The sequence below is a fragment of the Salmonella sp. JXY0409-18 genome, assembly GCF_020268625.1.
Classification (GTDB): domain Bacteria; phylum Pseudomonadota; class Gammaproteobacteria; order Enterobacterales; family Enterobacteriaceae; genus Salmonella; species Salmonella enterica.
On sequence record NZ_CP084216.1, the window covers coordinates 2,027,607 to 2,049,764 of the forward strand.

Here is a 22,158-nt window from a genome sequence, read left to right on the forward strand (position 1 = left end):
AGGCAGTTACAGAGAATTACTAGTAACCTCTGATAACAGGCACTTTTCATACTCTTTTATGCATCATAAAATGCTGTCTGAACTTGTTAAGCTCTTTCCATAGCATTTGTAAAATAACTATTTTCAAGATATTGATACCAGTGCTCGAAAGATTCATCCTCACCTTTTGGCGCATAGCAATTACCATTCTTATAGAGTTGACCACCAATTAGATAGTGAGATACTCTTAATGTCAATATGCCATTTTTAATAGAAAGACTATTTAGTTTTGATTTTTTGTTTCCTTCATCTATAAAATAAAAATAAACGTGGTGATTTGTTTTTGAAAGCTCAAGGAGTTTCTGAAAGATATCCCTTTCTGGGTAGTGAGTACGAATTACTTCAATGATAATGTTTGGATAGGCTGAGCGGGGGAAAAATTTGTTTCTATCCCTTCCTCCAATATCGGGTTGAATATAAGAATCCTCATGAAATGCAATACGTGCGTCCTTTTCTTTATACCACCCAAAATCACTATCTTTCAGCGGACTAAAAATTACTTGCTCTTCATATGTTCGATCCTCTGCAAAAACATATGTAGAGAACTTAACAGCTTCAATATTTTTATCATTTAACTCATCATATAAATAATTTACGCAATTATCGTGAGTTGGATTATCTTCGGCTCTACCTAACCTCTTGCCGAAAGATGGATTTCCTACTCTTCTGAAATGGGGAGTAATCTCATTTCTTACAGGGACAACAATACAGTCATCTTCATTAAGAAGAGGTTCCTCCTTCATTCTTGGATATAAAGTATGGTCAAAGATATCGCATTCCGAATAGTCTCGGCCTGAGATTAGTCCTCTTGGCATATGTGCTCCTTAAGCTTAGATGTTTAAACCTTGTAGTAAAATTTAGCTGAAAAATGAAATGTTCTTTTATGATACATTATAATGAACATATGCAGTTTACCACAGGATATTACTGTAGCTTGATAATAATCAATATAATTATCGTTAATCTGCACTCAGTGGTGATTAGATTGCTTGAATTAATCTATTCTCAGCTTGCATAAAATTGATGAATAATATCAATCTGAATAGTTATAAATGATATGTTTAAAATACTTTATGGTTTCGCAACGCTGTGATAGCTATTATGGTTGGTTGTTAAATTCGTGACCAAATATTAATATTTACCAATGCTGATATACGAAAATCGAATGAAATTTCCCTTTCAACGGACAGTAAATTCTTCGGGGCCCTAAAGAATGCAGGGGCGGACACCGTTTTGAAGCCTGTTAGAAGGTGCTTTTAGAAATCTACCGATACTGAAGTTCCTAATATTTATAATATGGGTGATAATGGTGGTAAAAATTCACCTCATAGATATTCCATTGATAGAAAATATCGTATCTTTTTGGTGTAGATATACAATTCGTGAACATTGTTTCCTAAATTATGTAGTCGTTGGTGACGAGTCTATCTGTTCTGGAACCAGTCATTCAGACAATTCACTGCCATTTTGAAAACGTTAACTGTAGTGAGCTTCTGGATGCTCAGCTAATTTGAGTGGGCGGACTTATCACGCGTGAAAATAGCTGCTTATTGTATTCACCGGAATGCTCATTTTTAGCCGCGTTTCTACGCTCTCATCTGAGATACTATGAAATGAAAAATCCACGCAATGGCGTGGATTTTATAGGGTTTACCGCTGTCATGAGATTCAGCAAAACCTCATGAGACAACAAATGTTATTTAGACGTTGAACAGGAAGTTCATTATATCGCCATCTTTAACGATGTAATCTTTGCCTTCCGCTCGCATCTTACCGGCTTCTTTCGCGCCTTGTTCACCTTTATAGGTAATAAAGTCGTCAAAGGCGATAGTTTGGGCGCGGATAAAGCCTTTTTCGAAGTCGGTATGGATTTTACCTGCCGCCTGCGGCGCGGTTGCGCCAACCGGAATGGTCCATGCGCGAACTTCTTTCACCCCGGCGGTAAAGTAGGTCTGGAGGTTCAGCAGGCGATAACCTGCGCGAATAACGCGGTTCAGCCCCGGTTCTTCCAGACCCAGTTCAGCCATAAATTCGTCGCGCTCGTCATCATCCAGCTCAGCAATATCAGCTTCGACGGCGGCACACACCGGAACCACGACCGAACCTTCTTTGGCGGCGATTTCGCGAACCTGGTCGAGATACGGGTTATTTTCAAAACCGTCTTCATTGACGTTAGCGATATACATCGTCGGCTTCAGCGTCAGGAAGCTTAAATAACGGATAGCCGCTTTATCTTCGTCCGTCAGGTCCAGCGAACGCAGCATCCCCGCTTCGGCCAGGTGCGGCAGGCATTTTTCCAGCGCGGCCAGTTCCGCTTTGGCGTCTTTATCGCCGCCTTTGGCTTTCTTCTGTACGCGATGGATAGCGCGCTCGCAGGTATCGAGGTCAGCCAGCGCCAGTTCGGTATTGATAACATCAATATCTTCTGCCGGATTTACTTTACCGGCCACGTGGATGATATTGTCGTTCTCAAAGCAGCGAACCACGTGACCGATAGCTTCGGTTTCACGGATATTGGTCAGGAACTGGTTACCCAACCCTTCGCCTTTGGACGCGCCTTTCACCAGACCGGCGATATCCACGAACTCCATCGTGGTTGGTAGAATGCGTTGCGGTTTAACAATCTCAGCCAACTGGTCCAGACGCGGATCGGGCATCGGCACGACACCGGTATTCGGTTCGATAGTGCAGAACGGAAAGTTTGCCGCTTCAATACCGGCTTTTGTCAGCGCGTTGAACAGGGTGGATTTCCCGACGTTGGGCAGACCGACGATACCGCATTTGAATCCCATGATTTAACTCACCTTAATATCTTAATAATCAACCTGTTATAGAAAACAGATTGCAGAAATGGAAATAACTTCGCCTATTATACACGGCGTGCGGCAAAAATGCCGCACATCACTGGTTATTGCGCCTTAAAGGTATGCAAACGGCTTGTTGCTTTGGCCAGACCCTCTTTGAACCACAATTCCGTACAGCGTGCCGCTTCGTCAATGGCCTCATCAATTAATTTTTGTTCAGAAACAGGGGGTTTACCCAGCACGAAACCAACAACTTTATTTTTATCGCCTGGATGACCAATTCCAACGCGTAAGCGGTGAAAGTTGGGATTATTGCCCAGCTTGCTGATGATGTCTTTCAGACCATTGTGGCCGCCGTGGCCGCCGCCAAGTTTAAATTTCGCGACGCCCGGAGGGAGATCCAGCTCGTCGTGAGCGACCAGAATTTCGTCCGGCTGAATACGGTAAAAACTGGCCATTGCGCCAACTGCTTTACCACTGAGGTTCATGAACGTGGTGGGTACCAGCAGGCGAACATCTTCCCCTTCCAGCGTGATGCGTGAGGTATAGCCAAAGAATTTAGGCTCTTCACGCAATGGCGCACGCAGGCGCTCCGCCAGTAAATCGACGTACCATGCGCCTGCATTGTGTCGCGTCGCGGCATATTCCGCGCCGGGATTCGCCAGACCAACAATCAATTTAATTGCCACGTTTTTTGTCCTGAGTAGATCCATAACTGGCGCGTAGTTTACTGTCTGTCTGCCCGCTTGACAAAACACAGCGACACTCTGAAGTAAATTAAATAATTGCCAGCATTGATTATTAAAAATGTAAACTGTTCAGTGTGTTATTTGTAAAGTTTTGTTAAATGAAACTTTACATTTGTGATCACAGCCGCACTTACAAACGAAAGTGTTGTCTATACTTTACACATAAAGTTTAGGGGGATTTCCTAAAAACAACCCAAAAGTTCCGGAGGTGACATATGAAACGCAAAAACGCTTCGTTATTCGGTAACGTGCTGATGGGGTTGGGGCTGGTCGTGATGGTTGTCGGCGTGGGTTACTCTATTTTAAACCAACTGCCGCAGTTTAATTTGCCGCAATTTTTTGCGCATGGCGCAATACTGAGCATTTTTGTCGGTGCAGTTCTTTGGCTGGCGGGGGCTCGTGTAGGGGGGCATGAGCAGGTGAGCGACAAATATTGGTGGGTACGTCACTATGACAAACGTTGCCGCCGTAACGACAATCGTCGTCATAGCTAACCGGTTCAGGCCCGGTAAGCGTTATCGCCACCGGGCATTGTCCATTAACTGAGTAAATCCGCTAACGCCTCCGTCCTGTTCGGGAAGAAGGTCAGACGCCCAGGAATAGGTTTGATACCGGCACGCGCCATTGTGCGCAGCGGTTGGAACTCCAGGTTACTGATACGCAATTCGCAACCCTCCGGCAGACGCTTCACAAAACGCTGAAAAGCATCAAGCCCGCCTGCATCCAGCACTGGTACTGCGTCCCATTTCAGAACGACGATACGTTTGCCCTTAATACGTGACTCAAGGTCGGTAAACAGCCCTTCCGCCGCGGCGAAAAAGAGCGGACCGATAACACGCAGCACCAGCACATCATCAGGCACATCGACATTGACCGGCGCAAGTCGAGTCATTCGCGCAATACGGCGCATAAACAGCAGGGAAGCAAGAACAATCCCCACGCTGATGGCGATGACCATATCAAACAGAACCGTTAATGACATGCACAGCAGCATAACGATGATGTCGTCTTTCGGCGCATGGCGTAACAGATCCACCACTTTATGGGCTTCACTCATATTCCATGCCACCATCAGCAGTAGCGCCGCCATCGCGGAAAGCGGCAGCCAAGAGAGTAGCGGGGCTAAGACCAGTAGCGCCAGAATGACCAGGATAGCGTGAATTACCGCCGAGACGGGAGAGGTCGCGCCAGCGCGAACGTTGGCGGCAGAGCGGGCAATCGCGGCGGTGGCGGTGATGCCGCCAAAGAACGGCGCGACCATATTCCCCAGCCCCTGGCCGATAAGTTCGCTGTTAGCTTTATGTTTGGTGCCGGTCATGCCGTCCAGCACGACGGCGCAGAGCAATGATTCGATTGCCCCCAGCATTGCCATTGAGAAAGCCGCTGGCAGCAGCGCGCGCAGTGAATCCCAGCTTAGCGTGAAATCGGAGCCTGGAAGACTCCACGGCAGCATCAGTTGCGGCAGGAGCTGCGGGATGCCGTTGCCCTGAGTGCCGTCAGCCAGAACGTAATGGAACTGTGAGCCGATAGTCGCCACATTGCCGCCCAGCAGATTAACAATCCCCATTACGGCGCAACCGGCCAGCAGCGCGGGAAGATGTCCTGGCAGACGAATACCGAGACGCGGCCAGAAAATCAACGTTCCCAGCGTTACCACGCCAATGGCGGCATCGCCAATATTGACGGTGGGCAACGCCATAAACAGCGCGCCGACTTTCTGCAAATAGTGCTCTGGCACATGGGCCATCTGCAGACCAAGAAAATCTTTAATCTGCATGGTACCGATGGTAATACCAATCCCTGAGGTAAAACCCAACGTGACCGACACCGGGATATATTCAATCAATCGCCCCAGTCTCGCCAGGCCGAAAAGGATCAGGAAGAAGCCCGACATCAGCGTGGCGACCAGTAGGCCCGCCAGACCAAACTGTTGCGATACCGGATACAAAATCACCACAAACGCGGCGGTAGGGCCGGAAACGCTAAAGCGCGAGCCGCCGGTTAGCGCGATCACGATCCCGGCGACAGCGGAGGTATAGAGGCCATATTGCGGCGCAACGCCACTGCCAATTGCCAGCGCCATCGCCAGCGGGATAGCAATAATCCCGACGGTGATCCCGGCTATCACATCACGGGTGAACCGGGAGGCGGTATATTTTTCTTTCCAGCAAGCATCGATGAGAGCGCGGAAAGGCATCACATGTGAGGAAAATAATTTGTTCACAATAATGTTTCATCCATGAGCGCATCATCTGTCAACTAAATGGCAGGTGAAGGAGGCATAAGTCATACAAAAGGGTGTTACAGACAAAAAAACCCGCCGCAGCGGGTTTCAGATCCGGGTTCGATCAATGCTCGAACATGGCGGAAATCGATTCTTCGTTGCTGATACGGCGAATCGCTTCGGCCAGCATACCTGACAGGGTCAAGGTACGCACGTTCGGCAGCGCTTTGATTTCGTCGGTCAGCGGAATGGTGTCGCAGACAACGACTTCATCAATGACGGAGTTGCGCAGGTTGTTTGCCGCATTGCCTGAGAAGATCGGGTGCGTCGCGTAGGCAAACACGCGTTTAGCGCCACGTTCTTTCAATGCTTCTGCTGCTTTGCACAGAGTACCGCCGGTATCGATCATATCATCAACCAGCACGCAGTCACGGCCAGCGACGTCGCCGATGATGTGCATCACCTGAGAAACGTTCGCGCGCGGACGACGTTTATCAATGATAGCCATATCGGTATCGTTCAGCAGCTTAGCGATAGCGCGGGCACGAACCACGCCGCCAATATCCGGGGAAACCACGATCGGGTTATCCAGATTCAGTTGCAGCATATCTTCGAGCAGGATTGGGCTACCGAACACGTTATCAACCGGAACGTCAAAGAAGCCCTGGATCTGTTCAGCATGCAGATCTACGGTGAGAACGCGGTCAACGCCGACGCTGGACAGGAAGTCAGCGACAACTTTTGCGGTAATCGGCACACGGGCGGAACGTACGCGACGGTCCTGACGTGCATAGCCAAAGTAGGGGATAACGGCGGTGATACGACCTGCGGAAGCACGACGCAGGGCATCAACCATAACGACCAATTCCATCAGGTTGTCGTTGGTTGGGGCACAAGTGGACTGGATGATGAAAATATCACCACCGCGTACATTTTCGTTGATTTGTACGCTGACTTCGCCGTCGCTAAAGCGACCTACGGCGGCGTCGCCGAGAGAAGTGTACAGGCGGTTGGCAATACGTTGTGCTAGTTCCGGGGTGGCGTTACCAGCAAAAAGCTTCATATCAGGCACGAGAAGAACCTCAGGCATGCGTCCATTGGTGGAAAGAATCTGCCGAAAACTGTGCGGGCCAGGCAAAATCCTATCCAGGCGGTGTATTAAAGAGCGCGATGCAACGTCTGGAACAAGGTGACGTTGTCACCGAAGCTCAGCTTGCCCGGCTTACTCGTCTTCATTCACGTTTCATGTGCGCTGGTATCAATGCCTCACACCGGTCAAATACGGCATATATGACCGGCGACTCGTCATTTCGCCATCTTCCTGAAACCCGAATGCGTTAGAGTAACTCTCGATGCAATGGGGAGAGGTTGACACCCTTCGCCACAAAAGCATTGAGCCATTCCGGGGCTTGCTCAAGCACCTGGCGAGCACAAGACTCTGTATCGAATTCAGCAAAGACACAGGCCCCTGTCCCAGTCAGGCGCGACGGCGCGTATTCTAACAGCCAGGAAAGCGCCGCATCAACCTCGCGAAAACGTTTTCTTGCGATAACCTCGCAATCATTGCTGAATTCACATTTTAGTAACGTATCTATTGACCTTTTTGGCGTATTACGCGGCAATTGAGGATCTTTAAAGATAACCGGCGTCGGAATGCTTACGCCAGGGTGCGCGACCAGATACCATTTTTCCGGCGGATTCACCGGCGTTAATATTTCGCCTACGCCTTCGGCAAACGCGGCGTGGCCACGAACAAAGACCGGGACGTCGGCGCCGAGCGTCAGGCCGAGCGTCGCCAGTTCATCAATGGAAAGCCCGCATTGCCAAAGATGATTGAGCGCCACCAGAACGGTCGCGGCGTTAGACGAGCCGCCGCCCAGACCGCCGCCCATGGGAAGGCGCTTCTCAATGCTGATATCCGCACCGCTTCCGACGGGCAGGCGTCCACTCTCCGAGGCGGCTTTCATCAACAGCCGCGCGGTGCGGACGATCAGATTGTCTTCATTTTCAACGCCGGTAACCGGCGTTAATAAATGGATTTCGCCATCGTGACGCGGTTCGATGTGGAGTGTGTCGCCATAATCCAGAAACTGAAACAGCGTCTGCAGCGTGTGGTAGCCGTCTGCTCGCTGTCCGGTGATATATAAAAACAGATTTAATTTTGCCGGAGAAGGCCAATGGGTCATCATTTCACAATCCAGTTATCCATTTTCAGCTTAATGCGCTGACTGCCGTCTGAAAGCTCCATATTGGCAGGCATGGCAGGCTGCGTTTTGCTGTCATAGCCACCGTAAACCACTTTCCAGTTTTTACCATCCTGGCGATAGTTCACTTCGCTCAGGCGATACTGGTCGTCCAGTTTGTAGTCGGTGGCATCGCCAGGCAGACCGAGGATCCACTGCCGCAGGCTGTTTAACGGAATCGGCATCCCGGTGAGTTTGCCGATCATCTCTTCGGCGTCATCGGCGGTATAACGCTGGCCTTTGTTATCCACCAACTGGACGTTGCCCGGCTGGGCGTTAAGCTCCAGCTCGGTGCTGCCCAGCGGGTTGGTAAGCAGCAGGCGGTAGCGATCCTGTCCGGTCTGTTGCCAGAAGAAGCGCGCATAGACTTTCTGATCATCTGAGATGTAAGCAAAGGCGCCGCGCGTCTGGTATTGATTCAGATGACGCACCTCTTGCTGATGCTGGCGCCACTGAGGGGAATCCGGGCTCTTGCCCGGGCCTTCATGCCCAGGAAGCGTACAGGCGGTGAGAACCAGGCTTGCTAACGGCAGTAGACGAATCAGGCGAAAATCGGGCAGGGTCATAGTGATGACGAATCCTTGTGATACGGTGCAATAATTGCCTGATGGCGTTACGCTTATCAGGCCTGAAAACTGAACCTGCAGGCTGTAAAAACGTTCGCGCCGCGATTCGGCAAATTTTTGCTATCGGTTACAGTTATAGCCTTTAATGCTAGCGCCGCCTGGTGACATCGTCTACTTTCAAGTTGTCTTAAATCATCAAATTAGCGAGCGCTGCCAATTACTCCAAAAGGGGGCTCTCTCTTTTATTGACCACGCGCATCCTGTATGATGCAAGCAGACTAACCATATCAACGCTGGTACTACTCCCGCAGACATGACCCTTTTAGCGCTCGGTATTAACCATAAAACGGCACCTGTATCGCTGCGAGAACGCGTAACGTTTTCGCCGGACACGCTTGATCAGGCGCTGGACAGCCTGCTTGCGCAGCCAATGGTGCAGGGCGGGGTCGTGCTGTCAACCTGTAACCGTACAGAACTGTATTTGAGCGTGGAAGAGCAGGATAACCTGCAGGAAGCGCTGATCCGCTGGTTATGCGATTACCATAACCTGAACGAGGACGATCTGCGCAACAGTCTGTACTGGCATCAGGACAATGACGCCGTCAGCCACCTGATGCGCGTCGCCAGCGGTCTGGATTCACTGGTGCTGGGCGAACCGCAAATCCTCGGTCAGGTGAAAAAAGCGTTTGCGGATTCGCAAAAAGGCCACCTTAACGCCAGCGCGCTGGAGCGAATGTTTCAGAAGTCGTTTTCCGTCGCCAAGCGAGTGCGGACTGAAACCGATATCGGCGCCAGCGCCGTCTCCGTCGCGTTTGCCGCCTGTACGCTCGCTCGCCAAATCTTTGAATCGCTCTCGACGGTCACTGTACTGTTAGTTGGCGCGGGCGAAACTATTGAACTAGTGGCGCGTCACCTGCGCGAGCATAAAGTACAAAAGATGATTATCGCCAACCGAACCCGCGAGCGCGCGCAAGCCCTGGCGGATGAAGTAGGCGCTGAGGTTATCTCGCTCAGCGATATCGACGCCCGTTTGCAGGATGCCGATATTATCATCAGTTCGACCGCCAGCCCGCTGCCGATTATCGGTAAAGGCATGGTGGAGCGCGCATTAAAAAGCCGTCGCAACCAGCCGATGCTGCTGGTGGATATCGCCGTACCGCGCGACGTTGAGCCGGAAGTCGGCAAACTGGCGAACGCTTATCTTTATAGCGTCGATGATTTACAGAGCATCATTTCGCATAATCTGGCGCAGCGTCAGGCTGCGGCGGTAGAAGCGGAAACGATTGTTGAGCAGGAAGCCAGCGAGTTTATGGCCTGGCTACGCGCCCAGGGGGCCAGCGAGACCATTCGGGAATACCGTAGTCAGTCGGAGCAGATTCGTGACGAACTGACTACCAAAGCGCTGTCGGCCCTTCAACAGGGCGGTGATGCGCAAGCCATCTTGCAGGATCTGGCATGGAAACTGACCAACCGCCTGATTCATGCGCCAACGAAATCACTTCAACAGGCTGCCCGTGACGGGGATGACGAACGCCTGAATATTCTGCGCGACAGCCTCGGGCTGGAGTAGCAGCACACACCACACTTTTTTACAGGGTGAATTTACGCCTATGAAGCCTTCTATCGTTGCCAAACTGGAAGCCCTGCACGAACGCCATGAGGAAGTTCAGGCGTTGCTGGGCGATGCGGGAATTATCGCCGACCAGGACCGCTTTCGCGCATTGTCGCGCGAATATGCGCAATTAAGCGACGTTTCTCGCTGTTTTACGGACTGGCAACAGGTTCAGGACGATATCGAGACGGCTCAGATGATGCTCGACGATCCTGAAATGCGAGAAATGGCGCAGGAAGAACTGCGCGAAGCGAAAGAAAAAAGCGAACAACTGGAGCAACAGTTACAGGTACTGCTGCTGCCGAAAGATCCGGACGATGAACGAAACGCGTTCCTTGAGGTTCGCGCCGGCACCGGCGGCGATGAAGCCGCGCTGTTTGCCGGCGATCTGTTCCGCATGTACAGCCGTTATGCCGAATCGCGCCGCTGGCGCGTGGAGATCATGAGCATGAGCGAAGGCGAGCATGGCGGTTATAAAGAGATCATCGCCAAAATCAGCGGCGACGGCGTGTATGGCCGACTGAAATTTGAGTCCGGCGGACACCGCGTACAGCGTGTTCCGGCGACCGAGTCGCAGGGGCGTATCCATACCTCCGCCTGTACCGTCGCCGTGATGCCGGAGCTGCCGGAAGCCGAGCTGCCGGATATTAACCCGGCGGATCTGCGCATTGATACGTTTCGTTCTTCCGGCGCGGGCGGTCAGCACGTTAACACCACCGACTCCGCTATCCGTATTACCCACTTGCCGACCGGCATCGTGGTGGAATGCCAGGACGAGCGTTCGCAGCATAAAAACAAAGCGAAAGCGCTCTCGGTGCTCGGGGCGCGTATTCACGCCGCCGAAACGGCAAAACGCCAGCAGGCCGAGGCGTCAACGCGCCGCAACCTGCTTGGCAGCGGCGATCGCAGCGATCGTAACCGGACCTATAATTTCCCGCAGGGGCGCGTGACCGATCATCGTATTAATCTGACGTTATATCGCCTTGATGAAACGATGGAAGGTAAGTTGGATATGCTGATTGAGCCGATTGTTCAGGAACATCAGGCTGACCTGTTAGCCGCGTTGTCCGAGCAGGAATAATGGATTTTCAGCACTGGCTGCATGAGGCGGTAAACCAGCTCCGGGACAGCGACAGCCCCCGGCGCGACGCCGAGATCCTGCTTGAGTACGTTACGGGCAAGGGGCGGACGTATATCATGGCCTTTGGCGAAACGCCGCTTACTGACGTCCAGCAACAACAGCTCGCGGATCTGCTGCAGCGGCGTAAACAGGGCGAACCCATTGCGTACCTGACGGGCTTACGCGAATTCTGGTCGCTGCCGCTCTTCGTTTCTCCCGCCACGCTAATCCCGCGCCCGGATACCGAATGTCTGGTTGAACAGGCGTTGGCGCGATTGCCGGTCAAAACCTGTCGTATTCTGGATTTAGGCACCGGAACTGGCGCGATTGCGCTGGCGCTGGCCTGCGAGCGACCGGATTGTGAGGTGACTGCGGTCGATCGTATGCCTGATGCGGTTGCGCTGGCGATACGCAACGCGGAACATTTGGCTATCCGGAATGTGCGTATACTGCAAAGTTGTTGGTTCAGCGCGCTATCGGGGCAGCAGTTCGACATGATTGTCAGCAATCCGCCCTACATTGACGCGCAGGACCCGCACCTTAGCGAAGGCGATGTACGCTTTGAACCGCGCTCGGCGTTGGTGGCGGACGAAAACGGTATGGCGGATCTTACGCATATTATCGATAATGCCCGCCAGATGTTAACGCCCGGCGGCTTCCTGCTGCTGGAACACGGCTGGCAGCAGGGCGAAGCGGTAAGAGCGGTTTTCAGGCGGTCTGGTTACTCGGATGTAGAAACGTGTCGTGATTATGGTGGTAATGAACGCGTGACCTGCGGACGTTTTACGCCATGACAACTGCAATGTTGCTCACGCTTCATCTTATCTGTGTTGCGCTCTCCGTCAGTTTGTTTGTCGCTCGTTACTGGTGGCGCTATTGCGGCCATGCGTTGGCCGCCGCGCGCTGGACACGAATCGTGCCTCCCGTCATAGATACCCTGTTACTGCTTAGCGGTATCGGGTTAATCGTTAAAACGCACATCCTGCCATTCACGGAGTCGGGCTCATGGCTGACTGAAAAACTGTTTGGCGTTATCATCTACATCGTTTTGGGTTTTATTGCGCTTGATTATCGTCAGGCGCGCAGCCAGCAGGTGCGTTTTATCGCTTTTCCGCTGGCGCTGGTGGTGCTGTACATCATCATTAAACTCGCCACCACAAAAATACCGTTACTGGGGTAAGTCATGAGGTCGTTAGCTGATTTCGAATTTAACAATGCGCCGCTGTGTGATGGCATGATCCTGGCATCAGAGATGATTCGCCTGGATTTTCCCACGCAGTTTGTCTACGACGAACTGGAACGTCTGGTCAGTCTGGCGCAGGAAGAAATTAGCCAGCTCCTGTCTCAGGATGAGCAACTGGAAAAATTGCTGGCACTTTTTTACGGCGAGTGGGGGTTCACGGATTCCCGTGGCGTTTACCGTCTTTCTGATGCTTTATGGCTCGATAAAGTCCTGAAAAAACGCCAGGGGAGCGCGGTATCGTTGGGCGCTATTTTATTATGGGTAGCAAACCGTCTTGATTTGCCGTTGGTGCCCGTTATCTTCCCAACGCAGTTGATTTTGCGTATTGAATCGCTGGAAGGGGAAATGTGGCTGATTAACCCGTTCAACGGTGAAACGCTTGATGAACATACTCTGGAAGTCTGGTTAAAAGGCAATATTAGTCCGGTCGCCGAGTTGTTTAACGAAGATTTGGACGAGGCGGATAACGCCGAAGTGATTCGTAAGCTACTGGATACGCTGAAATCCTCGCTGATGGAGGAACGGCAAATGGAGCTGGCGCTGCGCGTTAGCGAAGCATTGTTGCAATTTAACCCGGAAGATCCTTACGAAATCCGTGACCGCGGGTTGATCTACGCGCAGCTTGAGTGTGAACACGTTGCGCTGACTGATTTAAGCTACTTCGTTGAACAGTGTCCGGAAGACCCGATCAGCGAAATGATTCGTGCGCAGATCAACACCATTGCGCACAAGCAAATTGTTCTACATTAATTAACCGACATTTTACCTATAAGTGTAAGGCGATCCTATGAAACAAAAAGTGGTTAACATTGGCGACATTAAGGTGGCAAATGACCTGCCGTTTGTGCTGTTTGGCGGTATGAACGTGTTGGAGTCACGCGATCTGGCAATGCGCATTTGTGAGCACTACGTAACCGTTACCCAGAAGCTGGGTATTCCTTACGTGTTCAAGGCCTCTTTTGATAAAGCCAACCGTTCCTCTATTCACTCTTACCGCGGGCCGGGTCTGGAAGAAGGGATGAAAATCTTCCAGGAACTCAAGCAGACATTTGGCGTAAAAGTGATCACTGACGTCCATGAAGCCAGCCAGGCGCAGCCTGTTGCTGATGTGGTTGACGTGATTCAGCTCCCGGCGTTTCTGGCGCGCCAGACCGACCTGGTGGAAGCGATGGCGAAAACCGGCGCTGTGATTAACGTGAAAAAGCCGCAGTTCGTAAGCCCGGGTCAGATGGGCAATATCGTGGATAAGTTCCATGAGGGCGGTAACGATAAGGTGATTCTGTGCGATCGCGGCGCGAACTTCGGTTATGACAACCTGGTGGTGGATATGCTGGGCTTTAGCGTGATGAAAAAGGTCTCCGGCAACTCGCCGGTGATTTTCGACGTTACCCATGCGTTGCAATGCCGCGACCCATTTGGCGCCGCCTCGGGTGGTCGTCGTGGTCAGGTGACCGAGCTGGCGCGCGCCGGTATGGCTGTCGGTCTGGCTGGCCTGTTCCTGGAGTCGCATCCGGACCCGGCTAACGCGAAGTGCGACGGTCCTTCCGCGCTGCCGCTGGCGAAACTGGAGCAGTTCCTGACCCAGATAAAAGCGATTGATGATTTGGTGAAAAGCTTCGACGAGCTGGATACCGAGAACTGATTGAGGTTTTTAGCTTGTGTAGGCCGGATAAGATACTATCCGGCTTTTTTATATCAGGCAAAAATCGTCATCAGATAGGCGGCAAATAAAGCCAGATGCGCCGCGCCGTTTAGCACGTTGGTGCGTCCGGTAGAGAACGAAATATGGCACAGCACTAACGAGGCCACCATCACTACCATTTCCGGCGCGCCTAAACCAAACACCAGATCATTACCTGTCGCCCAGGCGATGAGCGTGACGACCGGCACGGTTAATGAAATCGTCGCCAACACCGATCCGAAGAACAGATTCATTGCCCGCTGAACCTGATTATTCAGTACTGCCTTCAGCGCTCCCAGTCCTTCCGGCGAGAGAATTAACAACGCGACCAGGAAACCGGTAAAGGCGACCGGGGCGTTCATGCTGGTCAGCAACGCCTCCAGCGGGCTGGCATTCATTTTGGTAACGGCAATGACCGCAATTAAATGAATGAGTAACCAGACCGTATGCCAGCCGCTACTGTGCGCGGAGGGTTTACCGTGGTGTGGATTGTCATCATCGCCTTCATCTTCATGTTCATAGATAAATAAGCTCTGGTGCGTTTTGGTTTGAATCAACAAAAATACGCCGTACATCGCGGCAGAAATTAACGCGACCAATAATGCCTGACCGGTAGAGAAATTAGCTTGCGGCAATGCCATGGGAAAAACCAGCACAATAATCGCCAGCGGAAACAGCGCGATAAGATACTGCTTAATCCCGAATAAATTCATATATTGCGTTGCGAATTTACGCCCGCCCAACAACAACGAGAAACCGACCAGTCCCCCGGTGACAATCATAATAATAGAGTAGAGCGTATCACGCATAAGCGTTGGCGCAGCATCGCCGGTGGCCATCAGCGCTGAAATTAAACTCACTTCAAGAATAACGACGGACAGGCTTAAAATAAGCGATCCGTAGGGTTCGCCGAGTCGGTGCGCTAATACATCGGCATGACGGACCACGCTAAATGCGCTGCTTAAAATACCAATAAGTGCAAGGATATTGATGCCAATAACCACTGGTAGTGACTGGCTGCTTCCCCAAAGGAACAGCACTACCAGCGCAAGAACCGGGAAAATAAGCGAAGTCTCCTTATGGCGGGTTTTCACCGCCTCACAGGCATGTGTCATGAGGGTCTCCCTTGTGCAGGTGTTAATATTTTGGAAAGAGTAAAGAAGGTAAAAATAGCAGAAATTTGTATTTTTTTAGCGGTTTTTTACGTAGTTTTACGGCGTAGACGATTTTTTTCTTTCAAGGTCAGTAAAACAACCATCTTGTTTTAACACTGTTTAAATAACAAAAAGTTAATTTCCGTAAAAAGCAAAAATCCTCCTCGACTGGCGTAATAACGCATTGTTTACCACACTTAATGTTTTCCCTGAAGACGGAGGTGCGGATGCCGTATAAAGCCAAAAGTGATTTACCCGATAATGTGCGGAATGTTCTTCCAGCTCATGCCCAGGACATTTACAAAGAAGCGTTTAATAGCGCCTGGGAGCAATATAAAGATAAAGCCGATCGTCGTGATGACGCCAGTCGCGAGGAAACCGCACACAAAGTCGCCTGGGCGGCGGTTAAAAACGATTATGAAAAAGGCGAGGATGATAAATGGCATAAGAAAAAATGAACGCGGTATTACTCGCGTGTTAGCCTGATTTTCTTGCCGGAAGTCTATCCTGACGCGGGAGCTTTTCCCGCGTACAGATTTAAAATGTCAGCACTTTGTCCGCCGCCAGCGTCCATTGCGCCAGCTCGACCAGCGTTCCGATTTCCACACCGTCAATCAGCGGCAGGGGAGTGATACCACGTCCGTCCGCACAGGTTTTGCATAATTTTACCGGTACGTTTTGCGCGGTCAGAATTTCCAGCATTTGCTGAATATTGTAGCCTTCGGCTGGTTTTTGACCGCGTAACCCTGCGGTTACGGCATCTGACATCAAAAACAGGCGTAAATCGAGATGGCTTTCCTGCTCGCGCAGCGCAATGGCCAGACGCAGGCTATTAAATAATGATTCGCTGCCGTAGGCGGCGCCGTTAGCGATAATGACGATATTTTGCATGGATAACCCTTCTCCTTGAGAAATTTTGTCGGCAATGGCGTTATGTTACCTCGGGAACCGGGTGCCGCCAAATGCGTGGATAAAATCCCGGGACGCTCTGCGGAAAAAATAAGGATATTCCTGGAAGCACGAGAAAAGGCTGCAAAACCTGTCCGGACACGTTATGGTTTACTCTGATGCCATTCCTCTTATCTTTTGTTGTAGAAGTTGCCGACACGTTGAGCCGTATTGTTTTTCGTTCATTCTCACTCTCGCTTCTCTTGCTGACTGCCAGTGGTACGATCTGTGCGCAGGCGCAAGATCCTTTCACGCAAAACCGTCTGCCGGATTTAGGCATGATGCCGGAATCCCACGAAGGGGAAAAGCATTTTGCCGAGATGGCCAAAGCGTTTGGCGAAGCCAGCATGAAAAATAACGATCTGGATACTGGTGAACAGGCGCGGCAATTCGCTTTCGGACAGGTACGCGATGTGGTCAGCGAGCAGGTTAACCAGCAGCTTGAAAGCTGGTTATCAGCCTGGGGCAGCGCCAGCGTTGATATTAACGTCGATAACGAAGGTCATTTTAACGGCAGTCGCGGAAGCTGGTTTATCCCTTTACAGGATAAACAGCGCTATCTGACCTGGAGCCAGCTTGGCCTTACGCAACAGACTGACGGACTGGTAAGCAACGTTGGCGTAGGACAGCGCTGGGCGCAGGATGGCTGGCTTCTTGGCTATAATACCTTTTACGATAATCTGCTGGATGAAAATCTGCAGCGCGCCGGCTTTGGCGCGGAGGCGTGGGGCGAATATTTGCGTTTATCCGCCAACTATTATCAGCCTTTTGCCGACTGGCAGACGCATACGGCGACCTTAGAACAGCGAATGGCGCGCGGATATGATATCAACGCGCAAATGCGCCTGCCGTTTTACCAGCATATCAATACCAGCGTTAGTCTGGAGCAGTACTTTGGCGATAGCGTGGATCTGTTTGACTCCGGAACGGGGTATCACAATCCTGTCGCGTTAAAACTGGGTCTCAACTATACGCCAGTACCTTTGCTTACCGTGACCGCCCAGCACAAACAGGGCGAGAGCGGGGTCAGTCAGAATAACCTGGGGCTGACGCTTAACTACCGCTTCGGCATGTCGCTCAAAAAGCAGCTTGCCGCCAGTGAAGTGGCGCAAAGCCAGTCATTACGCGGTAGCCGCTATGATACGCCGCAACGTAACTCGCTGCCGACAATGGAGTATCGGCAGCGTAAAACGTTAACGGTTTTTCTGGCGACGCCGCCCTGGGATCTTACGCCTGGTGAGACGGTTGCGTTAAAATTGCAGGTGCGCAGCGTGCACGGTATTCGTCATTTGAGCTGGCAGGGCGATACACAGGCATTAAGTTTGACGGCAGGAACGGACACCCGCAGTACCGAGGGCTGGACAATCATTATGCCGGCCTGGGATCACCGCGAAGGCGCGGCAAATCGCTGGCGTTTATCGGTGGTAGTTGAGGATGAAAAAGGTCAGCGTGTCTCTTCCAATGAGATCACGCTCGCGCTGACTGAACCGTTTATCACGATGCCGGACGATAATCCGCATTGGCAACCGTTCCAAGAGCAATAATTAAAAGATACGTTCCTGATGCACCCAGACGGCGGCCTCCACGCGCGATTTCAGCTTCATTTTCTTGAGCATATGTTTCACGTGCACTTTGACCGTACTTTCGGTGATATCCAGACGCCGGGCAATCATCTTATTCGGCAATCCCTGCGCGATGAGCTTCAGAATATCGCGCTCACGCGGGGTGAGTTGCGTTACATCGCGATCGGTGGTGGCGCGGTTGGCCCGCAGGCTGGCCGCCAGTACCGGCGTTAACGCTTCACTTAATACCATTTCGCCGGCGGCGGCCTGTTGTAACGCTTTGAGCAAGTCCTCAGGCTCCATGTCTTTCAACAGATAACCATCCGCGCCGCGCTTTAGCGCCGTGACGACATCTTCTTCATGGTTGGATACGCTGAAAACGACAATACGTCCTGACAGCGCTTTTTCGCGTAATTTATCCAGCGTTTCGAGACCATTCATTCCCGGCATATTCAAATCAAGGAGGATCAGATCGGGATCGAGCGATTCCGCCAGGTCAATACCCTGCTCACCGTTGCTGGCTTCTCCGACCACGCTGATATCGGGCGCCATACTCACAAGCTGCTTTACACCCGTGCGTAGCATCGGATGGTCGTCAATTAACAGGATGGTTGCCGGTTCCTGATTATTCATGGGTATCTCCCTGGGTTTCTGTGAAGTTTGTTTCTGGAATAAAAGTAACAGTGACCTCTGTTCCGCCAGTCTCGCGTCGGCGTACCTGGCAATCGCCGCGCAAACTTTGCGCCCGATCGCGCATGATGATCATGCCGTAGTGATTACTGCGTTCGGCGTTTTCCGGGACGCCGCAGCCATTATCCTGCACTTTTAGTTTGACCTGTTTGCCACATTGCGTCACTGTCACCACCACATCGTCGGCATGAGAGTGTTTAAGGGCGTTGCTGAGGGCTTCCCTGGCAATTTGCAACAGGTGTATCGCCTGGTGTGAAGGCACCAGGCGGGGGGGAAGCTGATAATCCAGTTTTACCGTAAAGCCAAACCGGGCGCTGAACTCCTGGCAGCTTGCCTCCAGCGCCGGACGTAGCCCGGGTTCCGTCAACTGTAACCGGAAAGTGGTTAACAGTTCGCGCAGTTGCGCCCAGGAGCAGTTCAGCTCATTGCGAATTTGGCTGAGTAACACACGGCTGCTTTCCGGTAACACGTCGCCCTGCATTTGCAGGCAGCTCACCTGCATCTTCATACAAGAGAGCGACTGGGCAATAGAATCGTGCAGTTCGCGGGCAATGGTGGCACGCTCTTCCATGACAATCAACTGCTGCTGGCGCTCCTGATGCCTGTCGAGCGCCAGAGTCGCGGTAAGCTGTTCAACCAGCGTGTCCACCAACTGTTGCTGATCGTGGCTGAGATGGCGTCCATAGGGCAGCGTCGCCAGCAAAATACCGTATTGGGTGTGAGAATCGGTGAGCCGCCATTTTAAAGTGGTGCCGCCGTTAATCATCGGCAGGGCGCTACGTGGGCAAAGGTGGCAGCCTTTATCATCGCAACTGATGTCCGACTGACAGGTAAATTCCTGGTGATTATCTTCATCTTCCAGGTCATAGACTCGCAGCTCAATATCATGCAACTGGGTTAAATTTTGCAGGCCATTCAGTACCGGTGAAAGACGCTCACATAGCGGAGCCGGTGAATGCAGCCGACGGTTGGCTTGCCACAAAAACGAGAGAATCTGGTTTTTATGTTCCAGACCGGCTGTTTTTTCCTGTACGCGCTGTTCCAGTACCGCATAACTTTCGGCCAGTTCTTCAGACATATTATTGAGCGCAGAACCCAACGCGGCCATCTCATTGCGTCCACTGATATTGGCACGTTGGGTAAAGTCGCGCTGACTGACGGCGCGCGCCATTGATAATAACTGTTTCCAGGGCTGCAAAAGGCGAACACGTAGCCAGATAATCGTAAATACCAGCAATAGCGCCATAAAGATCGCCATTACCCGGTGAACTAATACCACGCGTTCGATACGCAATTCAGTAGTATGGTCGAACGACGTCACCAGGCGATCCAGGCCCGCTACAAAGCGCGTGACATCTTCTGCGACCGCGTGCGCGTTTTGCGCGTGCTGTAGCCCTGGCGAGAGTTCGTTATGCCAGTAATCCTGCAACGCTTTAAGCTGCTTCTGCTGCCCGTCTCGCTCAGCGGCGCGGGTCAGTTCCGGGCTGAATGCCGTTTGCTCCATCTCATCCAGCAGCTTTTGATCTTTAGCATCCAGCGGGACAGCGGCCAGTAGTCGATAGCTTTGCATACGCAATGAGCCCGCTTTATTAATCGCATGAGCGCTACCCTGTACGCCCTGAACAAGCCAGCCGGAAACCGCCATCCCCGCCACGCCGATAGCGGTAGAGAGCATGACAATCAGCGCCAATTGGTTAACCAGCGTAAGAGGAGAGAAACACCGTTTAAACATGTTACCTTCTTTCTTCGGGGTAATGTCGCCGAAAAAACGTAGCAAAAAAGGGGCGTCAATCGGCTGTGCCGCTATTCTCAACGATACAGCGGAGTATACCCATACCTATAACGAGTTACTCCTTAATTGCCGCCGTAGAGAGGTATCTGCGACGGGAAGGAGTAGGCAGACACAGCATGGTGAAAAACCACAGCTTTTTTACCAAAATAGCCTACTCATTAAGGGTAATAACTATTTTTAGTCGCCGGTGATGACGACTTTTCCTTTGATTTATATCAACTTACCTTCGGCAGTAAACCCTAATGTGGCAGACATCAAATCAAGAATCAGAGGTGTCTATGAGTCACTCATCCGCCCCGGAAAGGGCAACTGGCGCTGTTATCACGGAATGGCGTCCGGAAGATCCGGCATTCTGGCAGCAGCGCGGCCATCGTGTCGCTAGCCGTAATCTGTGGATTTCTGTGCCGTGTTTACTGCTGGCGTTTTGCGTCTGGATGCTATTCAGCGCAGTGGCGGTGAACCTGCCGAAAGTGGGATTTAATTTTACGACCGATCAGCTCTTTATGTTGACTGCGCTGCCATCTGTTTCCGGCGCGCTGCTACGGGTGCCTTACTCCTTTATGGTGCCGCTATTTGGCGGACGTCGCTGGACAGCGTTCAGTACCGGTATCCTCATCGTGCCTTGCGTATGGTTAGGCTTTGCCGTTCAGGATACCAGTACGCCATTTAGCACTTTCATTATTATTTCCTTGCTGTGTGGTTTTGCCGGCGCGAACTTTGCCTCCAGTATGGCGAACATCAGCTTTTTCTTTCCTAAACAAAAGCAGGGCGGCGCGCTGGGTCTGAACGGCGGTCTGGGCAATATGGGCGTGAGCGTGATGCAGCTGGTTGCGCCGCTGGTGGTTTCGCTCTCTATCTTTGCCGCCTTTGGCAGCCACGGTGTAGAGCAGCCGGACGGTTCTCAGCTCTATCTGGCGAACGCGGCCTGGATTTGGGTGCCTTTCCTGGCCATTTTTACGCTGGCGGCGTGGTTCGGCATGAACGAACTGGCGACGTCTAAGGCCTCGCTAAAAGAGCAACTGCCGGTGCTCAAACGTGGTCATCTGTGGATCATGAGTCTGCTGTATCTGGCGACCTTCGGATCGTTTATCGGTTTCTCCGCGGGGTTCGCTATGCTGTCTAAAACGCAATTCCCGGATGTGCAGATCCTGCATTATGCGTTTTTCGGTCCGTTTATCGGCGCGCTGGCGCGTTCGGCAGGCGGCGCAATTTCTGACCGTCTGGGGGGGACTCGCGTCACGCTTATCAACTTTGTCCTGATGGCGATTTTCAGCGGTCTGCTGTTCCTGACATTACCTACTGGCGGCGTTGGTGGTAGCTTTGTCGCATTCTACGGGGTATTTCTGGCGCTATTCCTGACGGCGGGGCTGGGGAGTGGTTCTACCTTCCAGATGATCTCCGTTATCTTCCGTAAACTGACGATGGACCGGGTAAAAGCGGAAGGCGGGTCGGACGAAAGAGCCATGCGTGAAGCGGCGACCGATACGGCGGCGGCGCTGGGCTTTATTTCCGCGATTGGCGCGATTGGCGGCTTTTTTATTCCGAAAGCGTTTGGTTCATCTTTAGCATTAACCGGTTCGCCAGTCGGCGCGATGAAAGTCTTTCTTATTTTCTATATCGCCTGCGTCGTTATTACCTGGGCGGTATATGGACGTCATTCTAAAAATAAAAAGTAACTTTTGATTATCCTTTGCGCGGCGTTAGACCGCGCTTTTTTTTACCCGCATTTAG

21 protein-coding genes are annotated in these 22,158 nt (G+C 51.7%); 10 read left to right on the top strand and 11 right to left on the bottom strand.

Annotation, left to right across the window (positions count from 1 at the left end; all coding sequences use genetic code 11):
• Positions 1 to 86: 86 nt before the first annotated feature.
• The 3 genes from LDB27_RS09720 to pth form a co-directional block, all read right to left on the bottom strand.
• On the bottom strand, positions 87 to 854 hold the full coding sequence (locus LDB27_RS09720) for a hypothetical protein (RefSeq protein ID WP_001137287.1): 768 nt from the start codon (positions 852 to 854) through the stop codon (positions 87 to 89).
• 885 nt (positions 855 to 1,739) lie between these two features.
• The gene (gene ychF / locus LDB27_RS09725; protein WP_000505850.1) at positions 1,740 to 2,831 is read right to left on the bottom strand and encodes a redox-regulated ATPase YchF; all 1,092 of its coding nucleotides are present in this window, start codon (positions 2,829 to 2,831) and stop codon (positions 1,740 to 1,742) included.
• Positions 2,832 to 2,947: 116 nt separating this feature from the next.
• Positions 2,948 to 3,532, bottom strand: coding sequence for an aminoacyl-tRNA hydrolase (gene pth, locus LDB27_RS09730; RefSeq protein ID WP_000985595.1), 585 nt, complete (start codon positions 3,530 to 3,532; stop codon positions 2,948 to 2,950).
• A gap of 275 nt (positions 3,533 to 3,807) precedes the next feature.
• Here pth and ychH point away from each other — a divergent pair, with 275 nt between their 5' ends.
• Positions 3,808 to 4,086, top strand: coding sequence for a stress-induced protein YchH (ychH, locus tag LDB27_RS09735; RefSeq protein WP_000823878.1), 279 nt, complete (start codon positions 3,808 to 3,810; stop codon positions 4,084 to 4,086).
• A gap of 44 nt (positions 4,087 to 4,130) precedes the next feature.
• Here ychH and dauA read toward each other — a convergent pair whose 3' ends face one another.
• The 4 genes from dauA to lolB all read right to left on the bottom strand — a co-directional run bounded on the left by dauA (position 4,131) and on the right by lolB (position 8,625).
• A complete protein-coding gene (gene dauA, locus LDB27_RS09740; protein ID WP_001037186.1) occupies positions 4,131 to 5,816 on the bottom strand; it encodes a C4-dicarboxylic acid transporter DauA in 1,686 nt (561 codons plus the stop codon).
• A gap of 124 nt (positions 5,817 to 5,940) precedes the next feature.
• Positions 5,941 to 6,888, bottom strand: coding sequence for a ribose-phosphate diphosphokinase (prs, locus tag LDB27_RS09745; protein WP_001518537.1), 948 nt, complete (start codon positions 6,886 to 6,888; stop codon positions 5,941 to 5,943).
• 265 nt (positions 6,889 to 7,153) lie between these two features.
• Positions 7,154 to 8,005: a 4-(cytidine 5'-diphospho)-2-C-methyl-D-erythritol kinase gene (gene ispE, locus LDB27_RS09750; RefSeq protein ID WP_225519944.1), complete on the bottom strand. Its 852-nt coding sequence runs from the start codon at positions 8,003 to 8,005 to the stop codon at positions 7,154 to 7,156.
• The gene (gene lolB / locus LDB27_RS09755; RefSeq protein WP_000174481.1) at positions 8,002 to 8,625 is read right to left on the bottom strand and encodes a lipoprotein insertase outer membrane protein LolB; all 624 of its coding nucleotides are present in this window, start codon (positions 8,623 to 8,625) and stop codon (positions 8,002 to 8,004) included. The genes ispE and lolB overlap by 4 nt, the downstream gene beginning before the upstream one ends.
• A 313-nt stretch (positions 8,626 to 8,938) precedes the next feature.
• On the opposite strand from lolB, the gene hemA reads away from it, so the two are divergent.
• From hemA to kdsA, 6 genes are read left to right on the top strand one after another with little or no spacing between them, the layout of a single operon-like run.
• Positions 8,939 to 10,195: a glutamyl-tRNA reductase gene (hemA, locus tag LDB27_RS09760; protein WP_000173208.1), complete on the top strand. Its 1,257-nt coding sequence runs from the start codon at positions 8,939 to 8,941 to the stop codon at positions 10,193 to 10,195.
• Between the two features lie 40 nt (positions 10,196 to 10,235).
• Positions 10,236 to 11,318 carry a peptide chain release factor 1 gene (prfA, locus tag LDB27_RS09765; RefSeq protein ID WP_000804708.1) on the top strand — a complete coding sequence of 361 codons (1,083 nt, stop codon included), beginning with the start codon at positions 10,236 to 10,238 and terminating at the stop codon, positions 11,316 to 11,318.
• Positions 11,318 to 12,151 carry a peptide chain release factor N(5)-glutamine methyltransferase gene (gene prmC / locus LDB27_RS09770; protein ID WP_000347310.1) on the top strand — a complete coding sequence of 278 codons (834 nt, stop codon included), beginning with the start codon at positions 11,318 to 11,320 and terminating at the stop codon, positions 12,149 to 12,151. Before prfA ends, prmC begins: the two co-directional genes overlap by 1 nt.
• Positions 12,148 to 12,537 carry an invasion regulator SirB2 gene (gene sirB2, locus LDB27_RS09775; RefSeq protein ID WP_000205402.1) on the top strand — a complete coding sequence of 130 codons (390 nt, stop codon included), beginning with the start codon at positions 12,148 to 12,150 and terminating at the stop codon, positions 12,535 to 12,537. Before prmC ends, sirB2 begins: the two co-directional genes overlap by 4 nt.
• 3 nt (positions 12,538 to 12,540) lie before the next feature.
• Positions 12,541 to 13,350 carry an invasion regulator SirB1 gene (gene sirB1, locus LDB27_RS09780; RefSeq protein WP_001257069.1) on the top strand — a complete coding sequence of 270 codons (810 nt, stop codon included), beginning with the start codon at positions 12,541 to 12,543 and terminating at the stop codon, positions 13,348 to 13,350.
• A gap of 37 nt (positions 13,351 to 13,387) precedes the next feature.
• Positions 13,388 to 14,242, top strand: a complete 855-nt coding sequence (gene kdsA, locus LDB27_RS09785) for a 3-deoxy-8-phosphooctulonate synthase (protein ID WP_000811046.1) — start codon at positions 13,388 to 13,390, stop codon at positions 14,240 to 14,242.
• 53 nt (positions 14,243 to 14,295) lie between these two features.
• Here kdsA and chaA read toward each other — a convergent pair whose 3' ends face one another.
• A complete protein-coding gene (gene chaA, locus LDB27_RS09790) occupies positions 14,296 to 15,396 on the bottom strand; it encodes a sodium-potassium/proton antiporter ChaA (protein WP_000148418.1) in 1,101 nt (366 codons plus the stop codon).
• Between the two features lie 266 nt (positions 15,397 to 15,662).
• On the opposite strand from chaA, the gene chaB reads away from it, so the two are divergent.
• On the top strand, positions 15,663 to 15,893 hold the full coding sequence (gene chaB, locus LDB27_RS09795) for a putative cation transport regulator ChaB (protein WP_001146392.1): 231 nt from the start codon (positions 15,663 to 15,665) through the stop codon (positions 15,891 to 15,893).
• Between the two features lie 79 nt (positions 15,894 to 15,972).
• On the opposite strand, the gene LDB27_RS09800 is transcribed toward chaB, so the two are convergent.
• Complete coding sequence (locus LDB27_RS09800) at positions 15,973 to 16,326, bottom strand: DsrE/DsrF/TusD sulfur relay family protein (protein ID WP_001179794.1); 354 nt, start codon at positions 16,324 to 16,326, stop codon at positions 15,973 to 15,975.
• A gap of 176 nt (positions 16,327 to 16,502) precedes the next feature.
• Here LDB27_RS09800 and LDB27_RS09805 point away from each other — a divergent pair, with 176 nt between their 5' ends.
• The gene (locus LDB27_RS09805; protein ID WP_001116356.1) at positions 16,503 to 17,927 is read left to right on the top strand and encodes a YchO/YchP family invasin; all 1,425 of its coding nucleotides are present in this window, start codon (positions 16,503 to 16,505) and stop codon (positions 17,925 to 17,927) included.
• Here LDB27_RS09805 and narL read toward each other — a convergent pair whose 3' ends face one another.
• Complete coding sequence (gene narL / locus LDB27_RS09810; RefSeq protein ID WP_001064598.1) at positions 17,928 to 18,578, bottom strand: two-component system response regulator NarL; 651 nt, start codon at positions 18,576 to 18,578, stop codon at positions 17,928 to 17,930. It abuts the gene before it with no gap.
• Positions 18,571 to 20,367 carry a nitrate/nitrite two-component system sensor histidine kinase NarX gene (gene narX, locus LDB27_RS09815; protein WP_000476241.1) on the bottom strand — a complete coding sequence of 599 codons (1,797 nt, stop codon included), beginning with the start codon at positions 20,365 to 20,367 and terminating at the stop codon, positions 18,571 to 18,573. The genes narL and narX overlap by 8 nt, the downstream gene beginning before the upstream one ends.
• Positions 20,368 to 20,705: 338 nt before the next feature.
• On the opposite strand from narX, the gene narK reads away from it, so the two are divergent.
• The gene (narK, locus tag LDB27_RS09820; protein WP_000019851.1) at positions 20,706 to 22,103 is read left to right on the top strand and encodes a nitrate transporter NarK; all 1,398 of its coding nucleotides are present in this window, start codon (positions 20,706 to 20,708) and stop codon (positions 22,101 to 22,103) included.
• The last annotated feature ends 55 nt before the right edge of the window (positions 22,104 to 22,158 follow it).